Annotated in this window: 24 protein-coding genes; 16 read left to right on the forward strand and 8 right to left on the reverse strand. The window is 36.4% G+C overall.

Going from position 1 to position 26,892, the window contains the following annotated elements:
• Positions 1–20: 20 nt before the first annotated feature.
• Complete coding sequence (locus tag MZO21_RS05005; RefSeq protein ID WP_152872730.1) at positions 21–425, reverse strand: transposase family protein; 405 nt, start codon at positions 423–425, stop codon at positions 21–23.
• A 175-nt stretch (positions 426–600) separates the two neighbouring features.
• Here MZO21_RS05005 and MZO21_RS05010 point away from each other — a divergent pair, with 175 nt between their 5' ends.
• Positions 601–2,370, forward strand: a complete 1,770-nt coding sequence (locus MZO21_RS05010) for a hypothetical protein (RefSeq protein WP_248104079.1) — start codon at positions 601–603, stop codon at positions 2,368–2,370.
• 239 nt (positions 2,371–2,609) lie between these two features.
• Positions 2,610–4,067: a glyceraldehyde-3-phosphate dehydrogenase gene (locus MZO21_RS05015; protein WP_171501341.1), complete on the forward strand. Its 1,458-nt coding sequence runs from the start codon at positions 2,610–2,612 to the stop codon at positions 4,065–4,067.
• Positions 4,068–4,127: 60 nt separating this feature from the next.
• On the opposite strand, the gene MZO21_RS05020 is transcribed toward MZO21_RS05015, so the two are convergent.
• Positions 4,128–4,982 (reverse strand): SDR family oxidoreductase, encoded by an 855-nt coding sequence (locus MZO21_RS05020; RefSeq protein ID WP_248104077.1) that lies wholly within the window; start codon positions 4,980–4,982, stop codon positions 4,128–4,130.
• A 120-nt stretch (positions 4,983–5,102) separates the two neighbouring features.
• On the opposite strand from MZO21_RS05020, the gene MZO21_RS05025 reads away from it, so the two are divergent.
• Both MZO21_RS05025 and MZO21_RS05030 read left to right on the forward strand, forming a co-directional pair.
• Positions 5,103–5,474 carry a winged helix-turn-helix transcriptional regulator gene (locus tag MZO21_RS05025; protein WP_154773408.1) on the forward strand — a complete coding sequence of 124 codons (372 nt, stop codon included), beginning with the start codon at positions 5,103–5,105 and terminating at the stop codon, positions 5,472–5,474.
• A gap of 150 nt (positions 5,475–5,624) precedes the next feature.
• A complete protein-coding gene (locus MZO21_RS05030) occupies positions 5,625–6,218 on the forward strand; it encodes a cold shock domain-containing protein (protein WP_248104074.1) in 594 nt (197 codons plus the stop codon).
• Between the two features lie 76 nt (positions 6,219–6,294).
• Here the strand turns inward: MZO21_RS05030 and MZO21_RS05035 are convergent, their stop codons facing one another.
• Positions 6,295–7,491: an MFS transporter gene (locus tag MZO21_RS05035; RefSeq protein ID WP_248104071.1), complete on the reverse strand. Its 1,197-nt coding sequence runs from the start codon at positions 7,489–7,491 to the stop codon at positions 6,295–6,297.
• 261 nt (positions 7,492–7,752) lie between these two features.
• Here MZO21_RS05035 and cgtA point away from each other — a divergent pair, with 261 nt between their 5' ends.
• Positions 7,753–8,967, forward strand: coding sequence for an Obg family GTPase CgtA (gene cgtA / locus MZO21_RS05040; protein WP_154773411.1), 1,215 nt, complete (start codon positions 7,753–7,755; stop codon positions 8,965–8,967).
• Positions 8,968–8,996: 29 nt separating this feature from the next.
• Positions 8,997–10,130, forward strand: coding sequence for a glutamate 5-kinase (gene proB, locus MZO21_RS05045; protein ID WP_248104069.1), 1,134 nt, complete (start codon positions 8,997–8,999; stop codon positions 10,128–10,130).
• Positions 10,131–10,414: 284 nt separating this feature from the next.
• Here the strand turns inward: proB and MZO21_RS05050 are convergent, their stop codons facing one another.
• From MZO21_RS05050 to MZO21_RS05060, 3 genes are all read right to left on the reverse strand, one after another.
• Positions 10,415–11,077: an IS1595 family transposase gene (locus tag MZO21_RS05050; RefSeq protein WP_152875444.1), complete on the reverse strand. Its 663-nt coding sequence runs from the start codon at positions 11,075–11,077 to the stop codon at positions 10,415–10,417.
• Between the two features lie 101 nt (positions 11,078–11,178).
• Positions 11,179–11,775 carry a phosphatase PAP2 family protein gene (locus MZO21_RS05055; RefSeq protein WP_248103923.1) on the reverse strand — a complete coding sequence of 199 codons (597 nt, stop codon included), beginning with the start codon at positions 11,773–11,775 and terminating at the stop codon, positions 11,179–11,181.
• Between the two features lie 157 nt (positions 11,776–11,932).
• Positions 11,933–12,637, reverse strand: coding sequence for an SIMPL domain-containing protein (locus MZO21_RS05060; protein ID WP_248103925.1), 705 nt, complete (start codon positions 12,635–12,637; stop codon positions 11,933–11,935).
• A gap of 462 nt (positions 12,638–13,099) precedes the next feature.
• Between MZO21_RS05060 and MZO21_RS05065 the strand changes: the two genes are divergently transcribed.
• The 8 genes from MZO21_RS05065 to sohB all read left to right on the forward strand — a co-directional run bounded on the left by MZO21_RS05065 (position 13,100) and on the right by sohB (position 23,664).
• Positions 13,100–14,473: a diaminobutyrate--2-oxoglutarate transaminase gene (locus tag MZO21_RS05065; RefSeq protein WP_154773558.1), complete on the forward strand. Its 1,374-nt coding sequence runs from the start codon at positions 13,100–13,102 to the stop codon at positions 14,471–14,473.
• Positions 14,473–16,005 carry a pyridoxal phosphate-dependent decarboxylase family protein gene (locus tag MZO21_RS05070; protein WP_248103927.1) on the forward strand — a complete coding sequence of 511 codons (1,533 nt, stop codon included), beginning with the start codon at positions 14,473–14,475 and terminating at the stop codon, positions 16,003–16,005. Before MZO21_RS05065 ends, MZO21_RS05070 begins: the two co-directional genes overlap by 1 nt.
• Before the next feature lie 185 nt (positions 16,006–16,190).
• Positions 16,191–17,462, forward strand: coding sequence for an amidohydrolase family protein (locus MZO21_RS05075; protein WP_248103929.1), 1,272 nt, complete (start codon positions 16,191–16,193; stop codon positions 17,460–17,462).
• A gap of 265 nt (positions 17,463–17,727) precedes the next feature.
• The gene (locus MZO21_RS05080; protein ID WP_154773561.1) at positions 17,728–18,753 is read left to right on the forward strand and encodes a substrate-binding domain-containing protein; all 1,026 of its coding nucleotides are present in this window, start codon (positions 17,728–17,730) and stop codon (positions 18,751–18,753) included.
• An 89-nt stretch (positions 18,754–18,842) separates the two neighbouring features.
• Positions 18,843–20,222, forward strand: coding sequence for a phosphate ABC transporter permease subunit PstC (gene pstC / locus MZO21_RS05085; RefSeq protein ID WP_248103932.1), 1,380 nt, complete (start codon positions 18,843–18,845; stop codon positions 20,220–20,222).
• Positions 20,222–21,610: a phosphate ABC transporter permease PstA gene (gene pstA, locus MZO21_RS05090; RefSeq protein WP_248103934.1), complete on the forward strand. Its 1,389-nt coding sequence runs from the start codon at positions 20,222–20,224 to the stop codon at positions 21,608–21,610. Before pstC ends, pstA begins: the two co-directional genes overlap by 1 nt.
• Before the next feature lie 14 nt (positions 21,611–21,624).
• On the forward strand, positions 21,625–22,545 hold the full coding sequence (gene pstB / locus MZO21_RS05095) for a phosphate ABC transporter ATP-binding protein PstB (protein ID WP_154773564.1): 921 nt from the start codon (positions 21,625–21,627) through the stop codon (positions 22,543–22,545).
• Positions 22,546–22,701: 156 nt separating this feature from the next.
• Positions 22,702–23,664: a protease SohB gene (gene sohB, locus MZO21_RS05100; RefSeq protein WP_248103936.1), complete on the forward strand. Its 963-nt coding sequence runs from the start codon at positions 22,702–22,704 to the stop codon at positions 23,662–23,664.
• A gap of 159 nt (positions 23,665–23,823) precedes the next feature.
• Here sohB and MZO21_RS05105 read toward each other — a convergent pair whose 3' ends face one another.
• On the reverse strand, positions 23,824–24,486 hold the full coding sequence (locus tag MZO21_RS05105; RefSeq protein WP_152875444.1) for an IS1595 family transposase: 663 nt from the start codon (positions 24,484–24,486) through the stop codon (positions 23,824–23,826).
• Positions 24,487–24,564: 78 nt separating this feature from the next.
• On the opposite strand from MZO21_RS05105, the gene MZO21_RS05110 reads away from it, so the two are divergent.
• Both MZO21_RS05110 and MZO21_RS05115 read left to right on the forward strand, forming a co-directional pair.
• Positions 24,565–24,969 (forward strand): hypothetical protein, encoded by a 405-nt coding sequence (locus MZO21_RS05110; protein WP_248101877.1) that lies wholly within the window; start codon positions 24,565–24,567, stop codon positions 24,967–24,969.
• 27 nt (positions 24,970–24,996) lie between these two features.
• Positions 24,997–25,248, forward strand: a complete 252-nt coding sequence (locus MZO21_RS05115; RefSeq protein WP_248101874.1) for a hypothetical protein — start codon at positions 24,997–24,999, stop codon at positions 25,246–25,248.
• 203 nt (positions 25,249–25,451) lie between these two features.
• Here the strand turns inward: MZO21_RS05115 and purB are convergent, their stop codons facing one another.
• Positions 25,452–26,840 carry an adenylosuccinate lyase gene (purB, locus tag MZO21_RS05120; protein ID WP_248101871.1) on the reverse strand — a complete coding sequence of 463 codons (1,389 nt, stop codon included), beginning with the start codon at positions 26,838–26,840 and terminating at the stop codon, positions 25,452–25,454.
• Between the last annotated feature and the right edge of the window lie 52 nt (positions 26,841–26,892).

The raw sequence follows: 26,892 nt of genomic DNA on the forward strand, positions 1-26,892 counted from the left end.
TATGTCGCTTTTTTTTACCGCTATACCATTTCTTCTGTTTTTTTTGGACGTTGAACTAATATTTCAGTTGCATCAATCACAACAACTTCCCAATCCACTTCATCTCGATTAGGAAGTTGTTTTGGCAAGTTAAATTTTCCAGAACGGATTAAGGTATCTTCAATAACGCGTGTGATACGAATTGCACTCGTTTCAGATACACCGTAACTCATACCAAGATGGAAAAATGTTCGATATTCTCTCCAATATTCTATACATAAGAGCAAACGATCTTCCAACGGTAATTTATGTGGTCGTCCTTTACCAATATGACAAGGTAACTCCTTATTTAGCTCGGCCAACATGAGGTTAAATGTAGCCCAACTAACACCGGTAAGCCTACGAAACTTAACGTCTGATAATTTTTGAATATCTTTGAATTTCATCCAAGGATTATCCCTTGGATTAAATAATTTTGCTGATTAATTTAAGATCAAATAAATTGTACGTTTTTTGATTTATGACGGAAGTCTATTGATTAAATATAAAAATGACAAGATATAAGCTATTATTTGCACAAATAATATTTAGATTAATGATCTTTAAATCAAGGGGCTTGGTGTGCAGTCAAATGCTATTCCATATCAAATACGTGCAAAATTATTGCAACTAGAGCCAAGTTTGGATTCGGATTGGCATCTTACGGTTCTAGAAGTTCTTAAAGATGCAGAGCAACAATTATGTGAAGATATTGATAGTCAAATACTAAAGCCCAAGGAAATTCATTGGAATCGCCTTGCGAATACTTTTGAATATAAAGCAAATACAAGTTTAGCAATTTTAAGACATCGTCTTACGCATCCTAAAATGGGCGAGTTTGCTAAAACATTAAGCGAGTCATTAGAAAGTTTAAAAGAACTTAGTGATAGTTTAAAAATTGCAGATTATTTAGAAAATGCAATTGAGCAAATTAATCAAATACAAGTTGAAGAGGACTTTGTACTTCAACGTGAGAAAATTTTAATTCATCGTACATTTTTATTAAATGCTGCAAAAATTATTAGAAGAATAAAAATAGATGAACTTCAAGGTTTAAGAAATTTAACGGAAGAAGAAATTAAAGGTTTTATTGTAGAAGTCTATATTAAGCAGCAACTTCTTGATTATTGGTATAAACCCTTATTAAAGAAGGATTCTGAACTAAATAAACTGCCAATCTTTAGATATTTGATTTTACGTGAACAAAAGGTTCGCCATTTTCATATTGTTAAAACGTCATCGTTTATTTATCTCGTTGCACCTGTCATGCATGTTGAAAATAACCCGTATTCAATTCGACGTTTTTTAATTGAGGAGCAGGGTGCACTTCCAGATCAAATTTTCTTAAATGCAATTGTGCTGGATTTATCGAAGTCTGAAGAAATTCAATATATTGAAAATTTAAAAAGCTTAATTAAGCGAATGGTGACTATTCAAAGTCAAATTCATTTAGATGTGATAGATGTTGTTCATCAACTAGAAGAAGTTTATGAAGATAAACTGATTCCTTTATTAATTGAACCTATTCAGTTTGTCGCAAAAAATGCAGATGTTGTTGCACAAATGCATTTAAAGAAATTTGAAAATGTATTAACAGGCGAGTTCTTTTCATTAATGCATGTGGCATCGAAAAAGCATTTATCTCATATAGAAGAATTTGATTATTTATATTTAAAAGGGCATCGATTACTTTCAGAATTATTGGCATATTACAGAGAGTTTAAGTCTCAACCATCATTAATATTTAATCATTATGTGCAAATGTTTGAATATAAATTATTTGCTTATGTGAAGTTACTTGAAAAACGCAAACAAGAATGTTTTGTTCCATTAAATGAAAATGATTGGAATTTTATGCATGAACGTTCAATGCAACCTATTCGTGCTTTGCAATCTACAATAAGCCAGAACCTTGTAGATTATCGTGAACTTAGAATGTTTATTAATAAGTTTAAACGTGATCAAACAAAGCAGACATCGTTGTTAAAGCGCATGATGAAGTCAGATCAGGCAGAAAATGATTTGCTTGATGCTCAAAAATCTTCTATTGAATTAAAGCGGAAGATTTTCATGAGTATTCTAGATATTCCTCGCTCTTATCCAAATGCGAGCGTATTTATTGAATTTGAAAGTATGCATAATTTTACCGATAAACAGCGACATTATGCATTTCCATGTGGTGACAATGGCTTAACACGGTTGCCAATTTTATTAAGTGTACCAGATACCTATACAGAGTTTGATGTAGAGGAGTTTAATGCGCTTATTCAATACGATTTAAATTTTTCGTCATCCTCTAGAGCTGAAAAAATAGGTTTAGATGATCATTCACCTATTTCGTATAGCGTGTAAAGGTATTAATTGCATGTAATTTCATCAATTAAATGAATTATTTAAAACCGCTAAATATACGATTTAGCGGTTTTATTTTTTAAATCATGAAAATAATTGCTACTATTTCATAAATTTATAATGAATATACAAGAAAATAGTACAGTCTTATTCAGCTTTTGATACAAAGTTGCCTTTAATTCCATTACAATTATGGGGTTTATATATTTATGATTCGCAATTAATTAGAGGACGTATCTGTGAGCAAAGACAGTATCATTGCCCTACATACAGAGCACCAAGGTCGCTGGAAAAACCGTGAGGAACTAGCGGAACGTATGATTGCCCTAGTAGGTCAGTTGTATCGTGAAAAGAATATCGTAGTTACAGTTTATGGTCGTTCTTTAATTAACCGTTCTGTAATTCAGATTTTAAAAGCTCACCGCCGTACACGTGTATTAGACGTAGAGCTTTCTGCTGTTCATACTTTCCCAATCCTTGAAGCTTTGGCGAAAATTGAAAATATTGGTTCTGCAGAAGTAGATTTAGGCAAACTCGCAGTTGAATTCAATGCTAAAGGCGGCGATATCAATGCGTTTGTTGCAGAAGCTGTAAAACCTTTAGCGGGTAAAGACACAGCTGTAGAACATAAAGATGTTGTTCTTTATGGTTTCGGTCGTATTGGTCGTATCTTAGCGCGTTTAATCATTAGCCAATCTGGTCTTGGTCGTGGTTTAAATCTTAAAGCGATTGTTGTTCGTAAATCATCTGATGGTGATTTAGAAAAACGTGCTTCACTTTTACGCCGTGACTCTATTCATGGTCCATTTGCAGGCACAATTTCTGTAGATGAAGAAAACGAAGCAATTATTGCAAACGGTAACTTTATTAAAGTTATTTATGCATCTAACCCATCTGAAGTTGATTACACAGCTTACGGTATTAACAATGCATTAGTCATTGATAATACGGGTAAATGGCGCGATTCTGAAGGTTTAGCTCAACATCTTAAATGCCCAGGCGCTGCACGCGTAATTTTAACTGCACCTGGTAAAGGTGAGATGAAAAACGTTGTATATGGCGTAAACCATGCAGACATCTTAGATGAAGACACAATCATCTCTGCTGCAAGCTGTACTACAAACGCAATTACACCAACACTTAAAGTGTTAAACGACAAATACACAGTGATTAATGGTCACGTTGAAACAGTTCACTCGTTCACAAACGACCAAAACTTAATCGATAACTACCATAAAGCTGACCGTCGTGGTCGTGCTGCTACATTGAACATGGTTATTACTGAAACTGGTGCTGCTAAAGCTGTTGCTAAAGCACTTCCTGTTCTTCAAGGTAAATTAACAGGTAACTCTGTACGTGTTCCTACACCAAACGTATCTTTGGCTATTCTTAACCTTACTTTAGGTCAGGATGTAGATCGTGATGAAGTAAACGAATATATTCGTCAAATTTCAATCAATTCTAAGCTACAAGGTCAAATTGGTTATACAAACTCTACAGAGGTTGTATCTTCTGACTTTATCGGTTCGCGTACTGCGGGTGTGTTTGATGCGCAAGCAACAATCACTTCAGGTAACCGTTTAACAGCTTATGTTTGGTACGATAACGAAGTTGGTTATAGCTGCCAAGTATTACGTATTGCTGAACAAATGGGTGGCGTAAGCTACATTAAAGTTCCTGCTGAAACAAATGCATAATTTGTGATGTAGACAAAAAAAGAGCCTCAATTGAGGCTCTTTTTTTATGTGATATTTGAATTATACAAGTAAAGATTTAATCGTTTCTTCAAGTGACGTAGTCGGGCGATTTAATAAAGTTTCTAAGTCTTTACTATCACTTAGCATTGCTCCATTTTGAGCTTCAATATCTGCTTCAACAATCACATTAACTAAACTTTCAGGTAAACCTGCTTGTAAAAGACCTTGTTTGTAATCTTCAGAGGATAAGTTGGTATAAGCCACAGTTTTATTGCTAACTTTCGAAATGGTTTCTGCCAAAATTTCTAAGTTAAATGCAGTAGAGCTTGCCAATTCATAAATTTTATTTTGATGAGATTCGCTAAGTAATACATTTGCAGCAGCTTCCGCATAGTCAGTTCGTGGCGCTGCGCTGATTTGAGCATTTTGAGTTGCTCCATATAAAATGCCTGTTTCAATATTATGAGCAATACCTGCTAAATAATTTTCGCTATACCAATTATTTCTTAAAAAGGTATAACTTAATCCGCTTTCACGAATCAATTGTTCGGTTTCACGGTGTTCTTGTGCTAAACCTAAAGGCGATTTGTCTGCTCGTAAAAGACTTGTATAGGCAATATAAGGAACTTTGGCTGAAACAGCAGCGTCAATAACAGCTTTATGTTGTGGTGTACGATGACCTACTTCGTTCGCTGAAATAAGTAAAATTTTATCTATACCTTGTAAAGCAGGAACAAGCGTAGCAGGTGAGTAATAATCGAAATAACGAATATCAACTCCTTGTGCTTTTAAATGTTCTGCTTTTTCTACATTGCGAACTAAGGCTACAATATTTTCAGCTTGAGTTTGTTTTAATAGGTGTTGAATAACGAGTTGACCAAGTTGACCCGTTGCGCCAGTAATTGCAATTTTCATATTTTAATCTCACATTATTTTGATGAATAAATAAACTTGATCGATGAATATTAATTTGGTAACTTACCAAAAGAAAGTACATACCAAAAAGTAAGTTAATTACTAAAAAGGAATATTTTTATGTCTAGCTATGAAACGAGTAAATTATTAGGTCAAGTTTTATCTACAGATTGTCCATCTCGGGAAATATTGGAACATTTAACAAACAAATGGTCTGTTCTAGTTTTGAGATGTTTAAGTGACGGGGTACATCGTTTTAGTGAGTTAAAACAGCGTATAGAGGGCGTGAGCGAAAAAATGCTTTCACAAACGTTAAAAATGCTTGAGCAAGACGGTTTTATTTTACGTACGGTTTATCCTGTTGTACCGCCAAAAGTGGAATATCAACTGACAATTTTGGGGTCACAAGCAGCCGAAAAGATGAATTATTTAATTCAGTGGATTGAGCGTAGTTTGCCTGAGATTTTAGATAATAAAAAAACAGGATCTTAGCTTGAATTATTATTTGACTCTTATTGTTTTTTATTAAACTTAAGTTTTAGGTAAATTGCTGTTAATCAATATGTTTTGGCTTATTTTGCACTAAAAACACTCAGTTTTTAGTGTATAATTATTTCTTTATTAAGAATTAAAGTTAGTCAAATGTTTTGTGAAGGTGTTGTAAAAACTTATAACGAAGATAGGGGTTTTGGTTTTATTAAAGTTGAAAATCAACAGAAAGATATATTTTTCCATATTAAAGATTTTCCTAACAAAAATATTCAACCAAAAATAGGTGAAAGACTTAAATTTAGAATTGCTAATGATCATAATGGAAAAGCTAAAGCAGAAAATATCGTACGTTTAGATGTTTATGTTGAAGAGCGTCAAAATATAAATTCGTCTGTAGCTTATTCAAAAAGACAAACCAACCGCAAAAAGCAACAACCGAAAACTTTTAATTTTTTAAATTTCATATTGGGTTTTGTCATTATTGCTGTTTTTTTAGCAGTGTTTATTCCTTTTGTGACAGGGATTTATAAAAGAGAAACTTTAAAAAGACAGGTTGCTGAACCAATGGCAATGGTCTCTAAAACTACTGATAGCACTACAAACTCAAATTTTAGATGTGATGGGCGTAAGCATTGTAGTGAAATGAGATCTCGTGATGAAGCTGTGTATTTTATTAATAACTGTCCTGGAACTCTTATGGATGGCGATGGTGATGGTGATCCGTGTGAGGGGCAGTTTCGTTAGATCGAAAAAATTGAATTGATATGCTCTAAAAGTCGAAAAATATAAAATATATTTTTCGACTTTGATTAATAAGCAGCTATGAGGTCACTTTCATCTTTTTAAAATCCCATCGATCAATTACTAAAATTCCTATTGAGAAGACAAGACCAAGAACAACACAACCGATCCACTCATAATGTTCCCATGCATATACAGCCCCTAAAGAACCTAAGGCAGCACCTGTAAAATAAATGGTCATATACACGGCATTAATTCGTGAGCGAGCCTTACCATCAATGCGATAAACTAAATTCTGATTTAATACATGGAATGCTGTTAAACCAAAATAACTCATTAGCACGCCAATCGCATAAATCCAAATATTTTGTTGTGCAAAGAACAATGGAATGCAAGAAAATAGCATGAGCATAATGCATAGCTTTGCAACAAAATTTTCTTTACCTAAGCCAACCGTTTTACCTGACCAACTTGATGAATAAATCCCAATTACTCCTAAAAGTCCAAAAAGACCAATTTCAAAATCAGAGAAATAATAAGGCGCTGTACCCAACACAAGAGTCATAGAGGTAAAGACCATCGATAAAATGCCAAAACCTAAAGCACCTGCACAGGCACGGCGAATAAGATGTGGATTATCTTTGGCAATATTCCAAAGTGATCGATAAATTCTACCAACGGTTAAACCTGCTTGTGCAGAAGTATTGGGAAGTTTTTTCCACATAATGATGGCAAAAAGAAGAGTGATAATTCCACTTGAAAAATACACGCCTTCCCATGACCAATAGGTAGAAACAAAACCTGCAAATGTACGAGATAAAATGATCCCCATCACCAAACCACTCATGAGCTTTCCTACGGTTGCTGCACTTGACTCAGGAGGGCTAATGGTTGAAGCAAAAGGAATTAATACTTGGGCAGAAATTGCACCAAAAGTAGCACATAGGGTAAAAATATAAAGCGTAGATAATGTCGTACTAAAGGATAATAAAATTTGAGAGAGCGCGGCAAATACCATTAAGCTCACAATGAATTTTCGCTTATTTAAATAATCGCCTAAAGGAACAAGTAGCATTAAACCTAGAACATAACCAATTTGTGCTACAACCACTGCAAAACCTGCTTGGCTTGTTGTTACCCCTAAACCTTTCTCGATAGAATTAATTAAAGGTTGGTTGAAATAAGCTGAACCTGCACATAAACCACATGCAAGTGCCATCAGTAATACAAATTGAGATGACAAAGGTTGAGTGTTTTTCCTTTCCGCAGTAGACATAAGCATACTCAAAATTTTAATTGTGAAACTATAGACAGGTGAATGCTAAAGTAGAAATAATTAAAAACAATCATTTAATTGTTGAAAGGTATAGATGATTGAATATATGAAAAATAAGCTAAAATAAATTAATTGAATAGGAAAATAATCAGGACGAGCTAAGCGAATCATTTCTTTATTGTATTGTGTGTAAATATAGTCGAGAAATTCTTTAAAATGTGGCAGAATATGGGGTTTTAAAGTTTTTAGAGGATTGGCAATATGCGCTTTGTTGATGAAGCAGTCATTACCGTAGAGGCTGGCGACGGTGGCAATGGCGTAGCCAGTTTTCGCCGTGAAAAGTTCGTACCATTTGGTGGTCCAGATGGTGGTGATGGTGGTCGTGGCGGTAGTATTCATATTCAAGCCGACGACGACACAAGTACACTTGTAGATTATCGTTATACCCGTAGATACCGCGCAGAACGTGGTAAAAATGGTCGTGGCGCAAACTGTGCAGGCCGTGGTGGTGAATCAGTAATTCTAAAAGTTCCAGTTGGAACAACTATTGTTGATGTAGAGTCTGGCGACATTATTGGCGATTTGATCGAAGATGGTCAAAGCGTAATGGTTGCACAAGGTGGCGATGGCGGTTTGGGTAACACACACTTCAAATCATCTACAAACCGTTCACCACGTAAATGTACCCATGGAACAAAAGGTGAGTTCCGTGAAGTACGTTTAGAACTTAAAGTATTGGCGGATGTTGGCTTGCTAGGCATGCCTAATGCGGGTAAATCAACCTTTATTCGTGCAGTTTCTGCTGCAAAACCAAAAGTTGCAGATTATCCATTTACCACTATGGTTCCAAACCTTGGTGTTGTAGATGCTGACCGTTATCGTTCATTTGTAATGGCAGATATTCCAGGTCTAATTGAAGGTGCATCTGAAGGCGCGGGTCTTGGTATTCGTTTCCTTAAGCATTTAGCACGTACACGTATTTTATTACACATTGTAGATGTTCAACCAATTGATGGTTCTGATCCTGCATACAATGCAAAAGCAATTTTGAAAGAGCTAGAAAACTTCTCTCCTACACTTTCAAAATTACCAATTGTATTGATATTAAATAAAGTCGATCAATTAGCTGAAGAAACTCGTGAAGAATGGTGTAACCATATTCTTGAAGAATTACAGTGGAACGGTCCAGTATTCAAAACTTCTGGCTTAACGGCAGAAGGAACGAAAGATGTTGTTTATTACTTGATGGATCAAATTGAAGAACAACGCGAACGTGAAGTTGAAGATCCTGAATACGCAGCAGAAATGAAAGCGTTTCGTGATCAGCTTGAAGCTGAAACACGTGAGCAAACATTGGCTGCGAAAGAAGCATATCGTGAAATGCGTCGTCAACAACGTCTTGCTGGTATTTTGGGCGAAGACGATGAAGATGATGAAGACGACGATAACGATGTAGAAGTAGTTTACGTACGTTAAGCTCTTATGGAAGAGTAACTGAGGACAAGATGATAGAAGTGGTAGATGGGCAACGTCAGCTCAAGGGTTGTAAACGAATCGTTGTTAAGATCGGATCATCTTTACTCACAGCAAATGGGCAAGGTTTAGATATAACTGCAATTTCGCATTGGGCGGAACAAATTGCAGATCTACACAATGTAGGACACGAGATTATTCTTGTGTCATCGGGTGCTGTGGCTGAAGGTATGGTTCGAATGAAACTTGAAAATCGACCCACAGATCTACCTAGTCTTCAGGCGTGTGCTGCCATTGGTCAAATGGGTTTAATACATACATGGTCAAGTGTGCTGGACAAACATAGCATACAAACGGCTCAAGTATTATTAACCCATGATGACTTGGCAGATCGTCGACGCTATTTAAATTCATGTGATGCTTTGCAACACCTAATTGATTGGCGTGTGATTCCTGTTATTAATGAAAATGACACGGTTTCTACAGATGAAATTCGCTTTGGTGATAACGATACTTTGGCGGCAATGGTCGCAGGTCAGGTTCATGGTGATTTGCTCATCATTTTAACTGACCAACAAGGTATGTTCGATTCAGACCCTCGTTCAAACCCAAATGCTAAGCTTTTTGACACTGTTCGTGCTTTAGATGAAAGTCTATTCGATATGGCAGGCGGTGGTGGTAAGTTTGGTCGTGGTGGTATGTTGACCAAAGTTCGTGCTGCTCGTTTAGCTGCAAAGTCGGGTTGTCCTACGCTTATTGCAAGTGGGGATAGTGATCGAGTTCTTTCTCGTTTAATGGCGGGGGAAATGCTCGGTACATTGTTTGTTACGGACAATGATCGTATGACAGCACATCAGCAATGGTTAGCTGCTCACTTGCAAACAGCAGGGCGTTTGGTGATTGATAATGGCGCAGTTAAGGCAATTAAAGAGAACCACCGTAGTTTGTTACCTGTAGGTGTAAAAGCGGTAGAAGGGCATTTTGAACGTGGTGATGTCGTTGAATGTGTCGATATTGATGGTGGTCGTGTTGCTGTTGGTCGTGTGAACTTTAGTTCTCGTTCGGCTGATATTGTAAAAGGCTTATCTTCAGATAAAGTTCATCAGGTTTTAGGTGAAGCTCGTTCACTTGAGATGATTCATAGAAATCATATGGCGATTTATTAATACATTTTTGAATAGATGTTGAAAGGCTTAATTCTGTAAAGAGTTAAGCCTTTTTTATTTTAATGTATTAAATTAATTCAACAAAATGATAGAGAATTTAAATTAAATCAGAGAGCACGTTCTTTTAATTTGATAGGGTAAAAGGGAGTAGTCTTTAGAAGGTATTCCTGAAATGATAGGTTTTCCATTTTTATCGTAAAAAAATGATGTATTGTTCTGAGACTGAGTTTTACAATTTATTTCATATTTAATAAGGCTCTAGACTAGCAGATTTGCACTTAGTTTTACCTAATGAGGTCCCACAACTCTGTTGCTAGCTCATTAGGCTCCCTCATCCAACGCCATTCTGTTTCTTTAAGATGATAATCAAAATACTCTTTTGATATACCGTTGAACTTTGCTAGCCTTCTTTTACAAAAGCTCCAGAATGATTCTATTCCATTTATATGACATTGTCCTCTGGCAAATTCATTCGCTCCATGATTTACTCTAAAATGCTTTGAGTAACCAACATCTACCAAACCATTGTATCCACGCCAACCATCACTATAAATTACACTTTCAAGTGCAACTTTACCTAAGATAACTTGTTGTAATGTAGTCTTTTTACAATCAGGGACTATTTCTGTATAAACTCGACCATTCCTTTCAAATATTCCAAATACAGGTTGTTTTAAAGTACCTCGACCTCGCTTCAATTTCCCATGAAAACCACGTTGTCTTTTTGCTCCAAAATAGCTCTCATCAACTTCAATAGAACCTACAAACTTTGCTCTTAAATCTGTTTGATGATCGTAGATTGCTTCTCTAAAAAGCATGTACCAATAGTTGATGGTATTACGGTTCAAGTTAAGCAATAAGGCTGTTTTAGAAGCAGGAATATCAATGCAAAAGCACTGAATAATTTTTTTAATCTTATAGTGACTTAATTTACTGTTTTCTATCATGATTCTAGACTAACATATCTATTCTGCTAGTCTAGAGCCTACATAATTTGCTTTTAAATTAGAAATTTTTAATAACATTTGATTTTAATAGCTATAATTTTTTATTGAATTAACCCTTTATTAATTAAAAAGGAAAATATTTTTCGGTAAAGCATCATCACCCAAGCCATAAGTCGCTCTTTATAGATATTCCATAGTTTTAGACCTGAAATATTTACAACAAAAGCAAAGAAAAAAGCACCAAACATATCTAAAGGGAAGTGAACGCCCACATAAACACGTGCCCATGCAACTAACCAAGCGACGGCAAGAAGTAATTTACCTAATTGTCTTTGTGATGAAAAATAATAAGACAAGGCGAGTCCACTAAAAATACTCATATGATTACTTGGAAAAGAGCCAGTAGGTGCGTGCGTTAAAATGGTTTCGCCAACGTTCATTACAAACGGTCTTGGTGTATCTAATACAAAAGATAAAATTTCACTAATGAATAACGTAATTGATGTAAATATAAATGCTTTTAAGATGTTCTTTTTAGTTTCAATGTTGCCAATAAGCCAAGCACAAATAAAACTTAAAAATACAATGTAAATTAAATCATGTGCGATAAAAGTTGCATACGACATCATAAAATGAGATGCCTGCTCTGGAACATTAAAGATGTGAAATAAATATAAATTTAAGTTTTGAAAGGGCATTTTTAAAGAAGATAAGATAAGAATAGAAATTTAATGATTCACTTTAACTAATTTATTATTTTTATTAAGTGGATTTATTGTTAGTTTGTTTTAATAAAGATCATATGAAAGAGAATCAAAACCGCAGTAATTGTATGCGGTTTTGATTTCATAAATCTTATTTTAATTGAATAGAGCCATTTGCATTTACGGTAATTTGAGATTCACCACTTGCCATTTCTTGTTCTGGCATTGCATCTGAACTTGAAGCTTTTAACATTGCCATACGTGGTACAGCTCGATTGGTATAACTATTTGTATTTAAATTAAGATTAATGAGTTGATAACTGGGTTTATTCCAAGCTTGAGCCAATGATTTTGCGCGTTGTTGAAAATTTTTAGATGCTTCAATCATGAGTTCATTTTCAACTTTCTTACGTTGACTATCTGAAACATTAAAGTTAATAGATTGGGTCAGGAAGTTTTGTTGAAGTTCGCTAATAAGTTGGCTTGCAGCTTTGAAATCTTTACTTTCTAAGCGAATTTCAGCACGACCACGCCATTCTTTTACTTTGCGATTATCATTGTCATAAATTGGATATGTACTTTGCGAACCTGTTTCAACCTTAATTTGCGTATATTTTTTAGCTGTATTAACGGCTTGTGTCATTAATTGGTTGATTTCACTTGAAAGCTGAGCAGGTTGTTTATTTGTCTTCTCTATATATAAAACAGCCGTCATTTCATCATTTGAAATTTTACGTGAAGCTTCAGCTTGAATATTAAGAACATTGTAATTTAAAACTTGGTTGTCTTGAGCAAAAGCTGGAGCAGAAATAGAAGTTGTTAAAGCAAGTGCTAAAGTAGTGTAAAAATGACGCATATTTATTCCTAATATTTAGCTATATTTATATTGTTTATAGCATAAAAATTTTATGTGCATCATTTATGCAGGAACTGTAGTTTCTCTGTAAAAATAGATTTCTCTGCTGAGTTAACTACTTTAAATAAAATTATTAATTTTTAGTGGGTTATCTATCGATTGAGTGTGCTTTTTTTAATCTAAAAATATATAATAAAAAATAGGCTTTTCTTTTATTTGTCACAGCGTAAGATGATAATTCAATCTATTGGGTGGTTGAATGTAATTTTCCAATAAATTAAGGGTAATTTAATTTCCTAAAAGTGTTTATTTTTTAGAAAAATTAGGTATTATCCGCCTCCTAGTTAGTGAATGCAGAATCTGCGAAATTAAACTAACTAGAAAACCATAAAGCACCGAGTCAAAAGACCGAAAGTCCCCCGACTTATTTCTTTCAACCCATATCAGAGATGGTAATTCGATATGAGCGTTTCTTCAGTAAATCCTGCCACTAAGTCTACTAACGAATACTACCTGACTCGCCAAAGTCAGATGGAATCTAATGTTCGTAGCTATCCACGTAAACTTCCACTTGCGATAGCAAAAGCTTTGGGCTGTTGGGTTACCGATGTTGAAGGTACAGAGTACCTCGATTGTTTAGCTGGGGCAGGGACTTTGGCATTAGGCCATAATCACCCTGCGGTCATTCAAAGTATCCAAGATACACTTGCAAGCGGTTTACCGTTGCATACTTTGGATTTAACAACACCTTTAAAAGATGCTTTCACTGAAGCACTACTTGAGCAGTTACCTGGTGGTAAAGCTGAGTATTGCCTGCAGTTCTGTGGCCCGTCTGGTGCAGATGGTACAGAAGCAGCAATTAAATTAGCAAAAACTTACACTGGTCGTAGTTCAGTAATCAGCTTCTCAGGTGGTTACCACGGTATGACTCACGGTTCTTTAGCAATGACAGGTAACTTGTCTGCTAAAAATGCTGTGAATGGCTTAATGCCAGGTGTTCAATTTATGCCGTATCCGCATGAATACCGTTGCCCATTGGGTATTGGTGGTGAAGCAGGTGTTGATGCATTAACTTATTTCTTTGAAAACTTCATTGAAGATGTAGAAAGTGGTGTAACTAAACCTGCTGCTGTTATTCTTGAAGCAATTCAAGGTGAAGGTGGTGTGGTAACTGCACCTGTAAAATGGTTGAAAAAAATCCGCGAAGTGACAGAAAAACACAACATTGTGTTAATTCTAGACGAAGTTCAAGCGGGCTTTGGACGTTCAGGCAAAATGTTTGCCTTTGAACATGCGGGTATTGAACCAGATGTAGTTGTAATGTCTAAAGCTGTTGGTGGTAGCTTACCGCTTGCAGTGCTTGGTATTAAACGTAAGTTTGATGCTTGGCAGCCTGCAGGTCACACGGGTACTTTCCGTGGTAACCAACTTGCTATGGGTACTGGTCTTGCAACAATCAAAACCATCAAAGAACAAAACTTGGCTCAAAACGCACAAGAACGTGGCGATTTCTTACAAGCTGAATTTAAAAAATTAGCTGTAGAATTCCCATGTATTGGTAACGTGCGTGGTCGTGGTTTAATGCTTGGTGTTGAAATTGTAGATGAGCGTCAAGCGGCAGATCATATGGGTTCTTTACCAGGTGATTCTCAATTGGCAGCAGCAATTCAAGCAGCGTGTTTCGACAACAAATTGTTGTTAGAAAAAGGTGGTCGTAACGGTACAGTAATTCGTTTACTTTGCCCGTTAATTATCACTCATGATGAATGTGTTGAAGCCGTTGCTCGTTTCAAGAAAGCAGTTGCTGAAGCTCTAGTTGCAGTTCGAGGCGCATAATGGTTGATTTTGCAGAACATCGTAAAGCGTTATTCTGCAATGATGCACAATCCATTGCTGACTACCAGTCAGCAATGGATTCAGCTGTAAAAGCTGTATCTGCATGGTTGCAAAATGACAAAATGTACACGGGCGGTAGCATCAAAGAGCTTCGCTCTGCTATTGCATTCAATCCTTCTAAAGAAGGTTTAGGTGTACAAAAATCTCTTGATCGTATGGTCGAGCTTTTCTTAAATAAAAGCTTAAAAGTACATCATCCTCATTCTTTAGCGCATTTGCACTGCCCAACGATGGTGACAAGTCAAATTGCGGAAGTGCTGATTAATGCAACAAACCAGTCAATGGATTCATGGGATCAAAGCCCTGCAGGTTCATTGATGGAAGTTCAGTTGATTGACTGGCTTCGTCAAAAAGTGGGCTATGGTGCAGGTCAAGCAGGTGTATTCACCTCTGGCGGTACACAGTCTAACTTGATGGGCGTACTTCTTGCTCGTGATGCGTGTATCGCGAAAAACTGGAAAGACGAAAACGGCAATCCGTGGTCTGTTCAGCGTGATGGCGTGCCTGCTGATGCTATGCGTAACGTGAAAGTCATTTGTTCTGAAAATGCACACTTCTCTGTGCAAAAGAACATGGCGATGATGGGCATGGGCTTCCAATCTGTTGTGACTGTTCCTGTGAACGACAACGCACAGATGGATGTAGAAGCACTTGAAAAAACGATGGCTCACCTTCAAGCTGAAGGTAAAATCGTGGCATGTGTGGTTGCAACTGCGGGTACTACCGATGCAGGCGCAATTGATCCATTGAAAGAAATTCGTGAAATCACTAACAAATATGGCGCGTGGATGCATATCGATGCAGCTTGGGGTGGTGCGTTAATTCTTTCTAATGATTATCGTTCTATGCTAGACGGTATCGAGCTTTCTGACTCAGTTACGCTTGATTTCCATAAGCATTATTTCCAAACGATTTCATGTGGCGCATTCTTGCTGAAAGATGAAGCGAACTATCGTTTCATGCATTATGAAGCGGAGTACTTAAACTCTGCTTATGATGAAGAGCATGGCGTACCAAACCTTGTGTCTAAATCGCTACAAACAACGCGTCGTTTCGATGCATTGAAATTGTGGATGACGGTTGAAGCATTGGGTGAAGAACTTTACGGTTCGATGATCGATCACGGTGTGGGTTTAACACGTGATGTTGCAGAATATATTACTGCAACTGACGGTCTAGAAATGTTGGTTGATCCACAATTTGCTTCAGTATTATTCCGTGTAATTCCTGAAGGTTATCCAACAGAATTACTGGATACACTCAACCAAAACGTAGCAGATGAATTGTTTGCTCGTGGTGAAGCGAATATTGGTGTAACTAAAGTGGGTCAAGTTCAATCATTGAAAATGACGACTTTAAGCCCAGTTGCGACTTTAGACAATGTGAAGAACTTGCTTGCACTTGTGCTTGCAGAAGCTGATCGTATTAAAGATCCAATTGCAGACGGTACATATGTAACAGCATTAGATTAATTTAATGCTTTACATAAAAGAGGCGCTCACTTGAGCGTCTTTTTTTTGAGAATTACATTACAATTTTTTGTGAATCATCATTATTATTTTTAAAGCATGATGTATTATTTATAAGTTAAATAAGAAATGAAAACCTCAAATTACAAATAAAAAGACATCTCAAAATATGTTTCTACGGAGAGAAAATGAATACTAAAAAAATGGCGTTCAAAACATTATTGCTTAGTGCATTTATAAGTACTCAAGCTTATGCAGCAGATATCATTATTAAGAATGCAAATGTATTTGATGGTACGGGTTCAGACCTGATTAAAAATGCAAATGTCATTATTGAAAATGGCAAAATTAAAGCCATTGAAACAGGACAGATCAAAGAAAAAGCTAATCAAATTATTGATGCCAAAGGCAAAACAGTAATGCCAGGAATTATTAATAGTCACTTGCATTTGTTTTGGAATATGTATGATTTACCGCCTAAAATGCCAGCAACCAATGATGATGAAGCTAAGCAATTTATTAACGGTGAGCTGAAAGAGCGCTTACACGATCATTTAGCACATGGAATTACTTCTATTTTATCTCCAATTGATTTTTGGCCTTATATTGATGAAGTGAAAAAGAAAGTAGAAGCAGGTGAAATTTCGGGACCACGTGTATTTATGGCAGGTCCTGTACTCATTCAAGCGGGTGATTATTATGCTTGTGCAGGTTTGTCGGGTGCGGAATTAAAATGGTGTGACGAGCATGTTCGTTTGCCAATTGATACCCCAAAACAAGCCAAAGCATCGGTACAGAAATTAGTGGGTTATAAAACAGATGTTATTGTTTATGACGGTGTCACCAATCAAAAAGAATTTAATCTGCCATCTTTAAAAGCAATTGTTGATGAAGCACATAAAAATAATTTGAAGGTGCTTGTTCATAATGCCGATGCTAAAAATGTCCCAGCGATGATTGAAGCGGGTGTAGACGTATTTATTCATCCACCTGCAATTACTAAAGATACAGATGGCCGTTATTTAAAAGTATTAGGCGAGAAGAAAATGCCACTTGCGATTACGCTTGGTTTTATGGAGCGTTATATTGGGCTAGGTTTTGCTTCTGAAAAAGACAAAAATGATTATGACATTATGCAAAATAATATTCAGGTCATGCTAAAAGCAGGTGCAACGCCATTATTTACATCGGATGTGCCAGGTATTCCTGCAAAGGAAGTTATTCCAATGGTGACAGGTGTTATGAAAGGTCAGGGCATAGACAATAAAACAATTTTATTATCTGCTACACGAGAAGGTGCTAAAGCTTTAGGTGTGACAAATTTAGGGACGCTTGAGCAAGGTAAAATTGCAGATTTAATTCTTGTAGATGGTGACCCATTAAAAGATATTAAGGCGCTTGAACGTGTTCAATTGGTTGTAAAAGATGGTGCTGTTGTTGTAAATCATCTTAAAAAATAAGATATTCAAATATTGAGTTTTAAGTTATTTAAGAACTGGAATTCGATAGATAAATATTTAAAAATTATAAATATCCGTGCATTTTTGTGCGGATATTTTTATTGAATAGAAAGTATAAAATTTTTGATTGTGTGCCAAATATAATAAAATCGTAATATAGCTGTAACCTATCTGTCATATTATCTGCTCAAAATGCAATAACACAGAACAAGTACAAAACTAAAAAAAGTGGCGTACTCCAAGTTTGCATAAAAGAGAGATTCAAATGCGCTATACAAATATTGCAATTGCATTAGCAGTTTCAGCGGCAGCTGTAGCAACAACAGCAAATGCGGCTCGTGACACAATTCAAATCGCTGGTTCTTCAACAGTACTTCCATATGCAAGTATTGTAGCTGAAGAATTTGGTAACACTTTTCCACAATTTAAATCACCTGTTGTAGGTTCAGGTGGTAGTTCGGGTGGTTTGAAACAGTTCTGTAATGGTGTTGGCGATAACACGATTGATATTGCAAACTCTTCTCGTCAAATTAAAAGTACAGAGCTTGCTGCATGTAAAAAAGCAGGCGTTAACCAAGTATTAGAAATTAAAATTGGTTATGACGGTATTGTATTTGCATCAAACTCTAAAAAAGCGGCTTATAAATTACGCCCACAACATGTATTCGCAGCTTTAGCAGCTGAATTACCATCGAATGGTAAAATGGTTAAAAACCCGTATACGCGTTGGAACCAAATTGATAAATCACTTCCAAATGAACCAATTACTTTAGTAATTCCAGCTTCTAACCACGGTACACGTGAAGTGTTCCAAGAAAAAATGGTAGAAGCAGGTTGTGAAACATATTCAGCAATTAAAGCTTTAAGTAAAGATGAGCAAAAGAAAACATGTTCAACTTTCCGTAAAGATGGACGAGTAATTGAAATTGCTGGTGATTACACTGAAACATTAGCGCGTCTTAAGACATCGCCAAGTGCTGTAGGTGTGTTTGGTCTAGGTTTCTATGAACAAAACCGTGACAAGCTTCGTGTTGCAACAGTAAACAATGTTGCGCCATCTGAGCAAACAATCTTAAATGGTTCTTACCCTGTATCACGTCCATTGTTCTTCTACGTGAAAGGTGAGCACCTTAAATCAATCAAAGGTTTATCTCAATTTACTGAATACTTCTTAAGCAAGAAAGTGTCTGGTAAAGGTTCTAAGTTAGATAAAGCTGGTTTGATTTCTATGTCAGACAAAGAGCGTGCTCAAGTTCTTGCGAACTTCAAAGCAGGCAAAGCAGTTAAGTAATACCGATAAGCTGATGATTAGTTCACTAATCATCAGCTTTTTTACGTTGTCACAATATTCAAAAATAGTTGGAAATTGGTGGAAAATACATGAATCTGCTACTTATTGGTGTGCTATTAGTACTTATTGCTATGGCTTATCAAATTGGGTTAACCAAAAGCCGCACACTAGCAGGTAAGGGAAATAACTCTGCGAAATTACATTCGCGCCCAGGCTACTATGGTGCATTGGTCGCTTTGTGGTGTGGTATTCCTGCATTCTTGATTTTATTGGTTTGGAATATTGTTGAACCAAGCATTTTAACGCATGTTGTACTCAATAATGTGCCTGCAACTGTTTCAGCAAGTCTAGATCCTGCAACGACAGGTGTTTTGGTAGATCGTGTGCAATCAATTGCTTCAGGTTTTGGGGTGAGTGATATTCCTGCAGCTTATGAAGTAGCAGCGGCAGAACAATTAGCAAAATTTCAAAGCATTGCGACTTTTGCCAAAATGGCACTTGTTGTGTGTGCTGCATTAATTGGTTTGGTTTTAGCGAAAAAGAGAATTTCTGAACAATTCCGGGCTCGAAACCAAGTCGAAAAAATCATGAATATTTCTTTGGCATTATGCTCTGGCGTTGCAATTTTAACGACCATCGGCATTGTTATGTCAATGTTTAGTGAAGCTTTAAGATTTTTCAATTTTGTAAATCCATTCGACTTTTTCTTTGGTACAGAATGGAATCCTGGTTTTAGTACATCAGGAAATGCAGAAGGCAGTTATGGTTTACTTCCATTGCTATGGGGTACCCTCATGGTTAGTGGTATTGCACTATTGGTTGCTGTACCTGTTGGTTTAATGATTGCAATTTATTTAGCTGAATATGCATCTTCAGGATTCCGTTCTTGGGCAAAGCCTGCAATTGAAGTTTTAGCGGGTATTCCAACAATTGTTTACGGTGTTTTTGCCTTAATGATTATTGGACCTTTTGCAAAACAAGCGGGTGCATATATTGGACTAGATATTAATGCAACAAGTGCTTTAACCGCAGGTTTTGTGATGGGGATTATGATTATTCCTTTTGTATCATCACTTTCAGACGACATTATTACCCAAGTTCCAAGATCACTTCGTGATGGTTCATTGGGCTTAGGTGCAACAAAATCTGAAACGATTCGTCAGGTGGTTTTACCAGCTGCATTACCTGGAATTATTGGCGCATTTTTACTTGCTGCATCTCGTGCGATTGGTGAAACCATGATTGTGGTTTTAGCAGCAGGAAATAGCCCATTACTTCATATTAATCCGCTAGAAGCTGTTTCTACAGTTACGATTACTATTGTGAATCAATTAACGGGAGATACAGATTTTGCAAGCCCACAAGCATTGGTAGCCTTTGCTTTAGGTTTAACATTATTTGTCATTACCTTGGGTTTAAACATTGTTGCACTTTACATCGTGCGTAAATATCGCGAGCAATACGACTAATGAGTAATACGAATACAAATACATTAAGTTCAGCAGATGCTAAAACTGCTGCTGAACTCAGAGAAGAGCGTAAAAATACGATTGCGGGTTCTTTATCTAAGCGTCACCGTAAAGAAAAGACATTTCGTGTTTTAGGTTTTTCCGCTGTAGTTACAGGTTTGTTTTTTGTCGTACTTTTATTCGGCAGTATTCTTGCGAAAGGCTTACCATCTTTTTGGCAAAGCAGCTTAACAGTTCCTGTTTATTTCGATCCTGCAGTGATTAATGTTGGAGCGAAACCTAAGCCACACAGCAATGAAGAGCCTGCAAAATATCAAGAACGTTTGATTGAATGGCAAACTCAACTGGGTATGGCTGATTGGGATCTGTTGTTGGTAAATGGTATTATTTCAGAAGATCCTAAATTAGAATCTAAGCGTGATGACATTTCTTCACTGTATACAAGTTCTGAGTCATATCGTTTAAGAGATATGGTACTTGAAAATCCAAGCATTATTGGTCAAAAGCAAGAAGTTAAAATACTTGCAGATGCAAATATTGATGTTTGGTTGGCAGGTAATATTGACCGTTCTTTACCAGATGAACAGCAGCAGCTTAGCCCAGAAGTACGTCAATTAGCAGATGATTTAAAAGCACAAGGTATTATTGAAAATACATTTAACATGAATATTTTCTTTAGTCCTGACTCGCGTAGTTCACCTGCAACTTCAGGTTTGGCGGGTGCATTTATGGGTTCATTATTCATGATGTTCATCGTGATTCTGATCTCAATTCCAATTGGTGTTGCATCTGCAATTTATTTGGAAGAGTTCGCACCTAAAAACTGGATTACAGATGTAATTGAAGTAAATATTAATAACTTGGCTGCGGTTCCATCAATTGTATTTGGTTTGCTTGGTGCTGCCATCTTTATTGGATGGATGCATATGCCATTATCTGCACCTGTAGTGGGTGGTTTGGTATTGAGTTTAATGACTTTACCAACAGTAATCATTACCACACGTGCATCATTAAAAGCAGTACCACCATCTATTCGCCAAGCGGCATTAGGTTTAGGTGCATCAAATTTACAAACCGTATTCCATCATGTATTGCCTTTGGCTTTACCAGGTATTTTAACAGGTGCAATTATTGGTGTAGCGCAAGCATTAGGTGAAACAGCACCACTATTGTTAATTGGTATGAGTGCTTTCGTAGCAAGTGTACCAGTATCACCATTAGATCAATCTACAGCATTACCTGTGCAAATTTTCTTATGGCAAGGTAATGAACTTCGTAACTTCTTCGAAGGACGAACGGCAGCAGCAATTATCGTACTTTTAGCATTAATGATTAGCTTAAACAGCCTTGCTATTTGGTTACGTAAAAAATTTGAAGTTCGTTGGTAATTCAGGGCATGATTATGAATACAGTAACAGCTACAAAAACAAATTCCTTAGAACAGGATAAATCAGTGAACTCAGAACATACGCAATTTACATCTCCAAATGTAGATCAAAAACCTACAACTTCTTTTGTATCTCAGTTTGATACGCAAGCTTCGGCAAAAAAAGAGCCAAAGTCTTCTAATGTTAAACTGAGCACTTCAGACGTACATGTTTATTATGGTGAGTCTGAGGCGATTAAAGGAATTGACCTTAATATTTACGAAAATGAAGTGATTGCATTTATTGGACCATCTGGTTGTGGTAAATCTACATTTCTACGTACTTTAAACCGCATGAATGACACGATTGATTCTTGTCGTGTAACAGGTAAGGTTTTACTAGATAATCAAGATATCTACGATCCTAACCTAGATGTGGTGTTGCTTCGTGCGCAAGTTGGTATGGTATTCCAAAAGCCAAACCCATTTCCAAAGTCTATTTTTGATAACGTTGCTTATGGACCAAAATTACATGGCTTAGCACGTGATAAATACGATTTAGAAGAAATTGTAGAAAATAGTTTACGTAAAGCAGGCTTGTGGGATGAAGTGAAAGACCGTTTAAGTCAGCCGGGTACAGGTTTGTCTGGTGGTCAGCAGCAGCGTTTATGTATTGCACGTACAATTGCAGTTTCACCAGAAGTGATTCTAATGGATGAACCGTGTTCTGCGCTGGATCCAATTGCAACTGCAAAAGTTGAAGAATTAATTTCTGAACTTTCTACGCAATATACAATTGCGATTGTAACGCACTCAATGCAACAAGCAGCGCGTGTTTCTGATCGTACAGCTTACTTCCACTTAGGTGATTTAATTGAAGTGAATGCGACTGAAAAAGTATTTACTCAGCCAGATCATCAATTAACTGAAGCCTATATTACAGGTCGTTTTGGTTAATATTGTGTTATTCGTAAAGTAAAAAATTAAAAGAGCCAAATTGGCTCTTTTTTTGTTTAATTATTCAATGAGAATTATTTTCAAATAGGCATTGATTTTTTGTTACAAAGCCCACATCTTATAAATCATAAATATGTATTAGATGAGCTTAATTATATGTTATTTCACGCAACTAAACTTCCTGCTGAAATTCGTGTGCATCATTTAAATGCTCGCGTAAATGAACAACGAAAAAAAATAGCTCAAACCACGGCATCTAAATTTGAACTTTTACAATTGACTCAACAGCTTGTAAAAGAATCGCGCGTACGTAAAAAAACCAATGAAAAAATTTATGTACTCGACTTTAAAGGTGATACAGCAGCATCTGCGGTAGAACAATTACGTGAAGAAATTACACTGGTTTTAGCAACTGCAAAAGCAGGGCGAGATCGTGTGGTTTTACGTTTGGAAAGCCCAGGTGGTATGGTTCATGGTTATGGACTTGCTGCTGCGCAATTGGTTCGTTTACGTGATGCAGGTTTTAAACTCACTATTTGTGTAGATAAAGTCGCTGCAAGTGGCGGTTATATGATGGCATGTATTGCATCTGAAATTGTATCTGCGCCATTTGCTGTGGTGGGTTCAATTGGTGTAGTTGCACAAGTGCCTAACTTTAACCGTTTGCTGAAAGACAATAAAATTGATTTTGAGCTTTATACGGCAGGTCAATTTAAGCGTACAGTGACCATGTTTGGTGAAAATACCGAAGAGGGTAAAGCCAAGTTTGAAGAAGAGTTACAGCAAACACATAACTTATTTAAGCATTTTGTTGAAAAGTACCGTCCGCAATTAAATGTTGAAAAAGTTGCAACAGGCGAGCATTGGTATGGTCAAGATGCTTTAGATTTGAACTTAGTAGATGCTTTAAAAACGTCAGATGAATACATTTTAGGATTGTTGCCTAAACACGATATTTATTTGGTAGAAACACGTAAAAAGCCAACATTTGGTGAAAAACTTGGTTTGCAAGCAGCACAAGTTGCAGACTCACTTGTACCTACAGTCTTAAATAAAGTGATGGAAACTTTAACTAAAGCAAATTCAAGTTTAGTACAAATGCGTGATCCTAAGCTTTAAGACTAGTTTAGTTTAAATATTTGAAAAGCTCACTTCGGTGGGCTTTTTTTTATGGGTAAAATTATATAGTTATGCTATAAAGATATTGATTTTATTCAATATAAATAATAATGCCTACGTTTTTGCTATGGCTCTAGACTAGCAGATTTGCACTTAGTTTTACCTAATGAGGTCCCACAACTCTGTTGCTAGCTCATTAGGCTCCCTCATCCAACGCCATTCTGTTTCTTTAAGATGATAATCAAAATACTCTTTTGATATACCGTTGAACTTTGCTAGCCTTCTTTTACAAAAGCTCCAGAATGATTCTATTCCATTTATATGACATTGTCCTCTGGCAAATTCATTCGCTCCATGATTTACTCTAAAATGCTTTGAGTAACCAACATCTACCAAACCATTGTATCCACGCCAACCATCACTATAAATTACACTTTCAAGTGCAACTTTACCTAAGATAACTTGTTGTAATGTAGTCTTTTTACAATCAGGGACTATTTCTGTATAAACTCGACCATTCCTTTCAAATATTCCAAATACAGGTTGTTTTAAAGTACCTCGACCTCGCTTCAATTTCCCATGAAAACCACGTTGTCTTTTTGCTCCAAAATAGCTCTCATCAACTTCAATAGAACCTACAAACTTTGCTCTTAAATCTGTTTGATGATCGTAGATTGCTTCTCTAAAAAGCATGTACCAATAGTTGATGGTATTACGGTTCAAGTTAAGCAATAAGGCTGTTTTAGAAGCAGGAATATCAATGCAAAAGCACTGAATAATTTTTTTAATCTTATAGTGACTTAATTTACTGTTTTCTATCATGATTCTAGACTAACATATCTATTCTGCTAGTCTAGAGCCTTGCTATTTTTAGGTTTTCTAGTAATTGTGCTGTGTCCAATGCTAAGTGTGTTATATGCTGAAGCAAAGATTATTGTTCCAGAACGAAAGAAAATCATATTCTTTTTGGCTTTTATTCCAGGATGTTTAATTTTTGTTTTGGCGACTGTGCTAAAAGAAGATCATCCACCTGTCATATCTAAAGCATGCGGCACCGTTAGTTTTTATAAAACTTATGCAGTTAGACATGATTATTTTGAACGGATTGCAATCCAATTTGATGGATCAAAATATAACAAGCATCTTAAATTTAATGATGATTTGATGCGGAAACAAAAAGGTGAGCGGGTCTGTTTTGAATTTTATGATCGATTGAAAAATAAAGATGTAAGCGAATCTAAAGTAATTCGATGGATTGACCTCGCTGAAATGCAAACTATTACGAGTTCTAATCAGATAAAATAAAGCATATTTCATTGTTAGAGCAGAAAGATGGCTGTCACAGAAGCATTTGTAGCAACGCAAAATTGCTATTTTAATTATGAGTTTGAAGAACTTTATTTAGATGATGATTTCCCAGAAGAACTCTCAATTTCTTTACGTGGCATGATGTTCCGTCATGAAATTCAATATCCTAACGCTACTTATTATATTTACTATAGCGATGTTCTCACGGGTTGTGAGTTGCAACGAATGAAAGATGATTGGGCGAAGTATTGTCCTGAAGATAAAGGTTTATTCTAAAAACTCCTTCTCCCTTTGGGAGAAGGTTGGGATGAGGGGATACCTCTCCCTAACCCTCTCCTAAAAGGAGAGGGAATTAAAACGTTGCGGAAATAAAAAAGCGAAGCCTAAGCTTCGCTTTTTTATTGTAAGTTTTTCAAATTTACACCCTCTTTGTATTTCTCCCAAAGGGAGACAAAAGATGTAGTGAAAAACTTAACGAATTAGATTTTAGAAATCAAGTCAGCAACTTGTTTTGCTTGTTCTGCTGCATTACCTGTGTAAGTTGCAGGTGTCATTTCAGCTAAGCGCGCACGATCTTCAGCAGGAACAGCTGAAAGTTCGTTACCATTTACGAAATCAACCATCATTTCACGTGTCATTGCTTGACCACGAGTAAGGGCTTTTAATTTTTCGTAAGGTTTTTCAACTGCATAACGGCGCATAACTGTTTGAATAGGCTCTGCAAGAACTTCTTGAGCATTGTCTAAATCTTCAAGAATACGGTCAGCATTCAATTCAAGTTTGCTAATACCTTTAGAGCAAGCTTCAAAAGCAATTAAGCTTTGCGCGAAACCAACACCCATGTTACGAAGAACAGTAGAGTCAGTTAAGTCACGCTGCCAGCGAGATACAGGAAGTTTTTCACCTAAGTGACCAAGCACTGCATTTGCAATACCTAAGTTACCTTCAGAGTTTTCGAAATCAATTGGGTTTACTTTATGTGGCATAGTTGAAGAACCAACTTCGCCTTCTTTCAAACGTTGTTTGAAGAAACCAAGTGAGATGTAACCCCAAACGTCACGGTTAAAGTCGATTAAGATTGTGTTGAAACGACGTAATGCATCAAAAAGTTCCGCCATGTAGTCATGTGGTTCAATTTGAGTTGTGTACGGGTTGAATGCTAAACCTAAAGACTCAACAAATGCTTGAGAATGAGCAGGCCAGTTAATTTCTGGGTAAGCAGAGTAATGCGCGTTGTAGTTACCTACAGCACCGTTAATTTTACCCAATAATTCAACTTGTTTGAATTGTTTGATTTGACGTGCAAGGCGGTAAGCCACGTTCGCCATTTCTTTACCCAAAGTTGTTGGGCTTGCAGTTTGACCATGTGTACGAGACAACATAGGTTGTTCTGCATGAGTTACAGAAAGCGCAACAATTGAATCAATGATTTGCTGCATAGCTGTAACTAAAACGTCACGACCATTTTTAAGCATTAATGCATGAGACAAGTTGTTAATGTCTTCAGAAGTACATGCAAAGTGAATGAATTCACCTGCATCTTTCAATTCTGCGATATTTGCAATTTGTTCTTTAAGGAAGTATTCAACCGCTTTAACGTCGTGGTTTGTTGTACGTTCAATTTCTTTAATACGGTTTGCATTGTCTTCTGAGAAGTTCGCAACAATTGCATCAAGAGCAGCATTTGTTTCTGCGCTAAAAGCAGGAATTTCAGTAATTTCAGGACGGTTTGCAAGTGCTTGTAACCAGCGTACTTCAACAGTCACACGAGCATGGATTAAACCAAACTCAGAGAGGAAAGGGCGCAAAGCATCACATTTGCTAGCGTAGCGTCCATCTAATGGAGAAAGTGCGGTTAAAGCGTTCATAGCGATTCCTTAAACTTTGGAACTAAACGAAAAAACAAAAACTCGATGTGCA

The sequence above is a fragment of the Acinetobacter portensis genome, from assembly GCF_023158935.1.
Classification (GTDB): domain Bacteria; phylum Pseudomonadota; class Gammaproteobacteria; order Pseudomonadales; family Moraxellaceae; genus Acinetobacter; species Acinetobacter faecalis.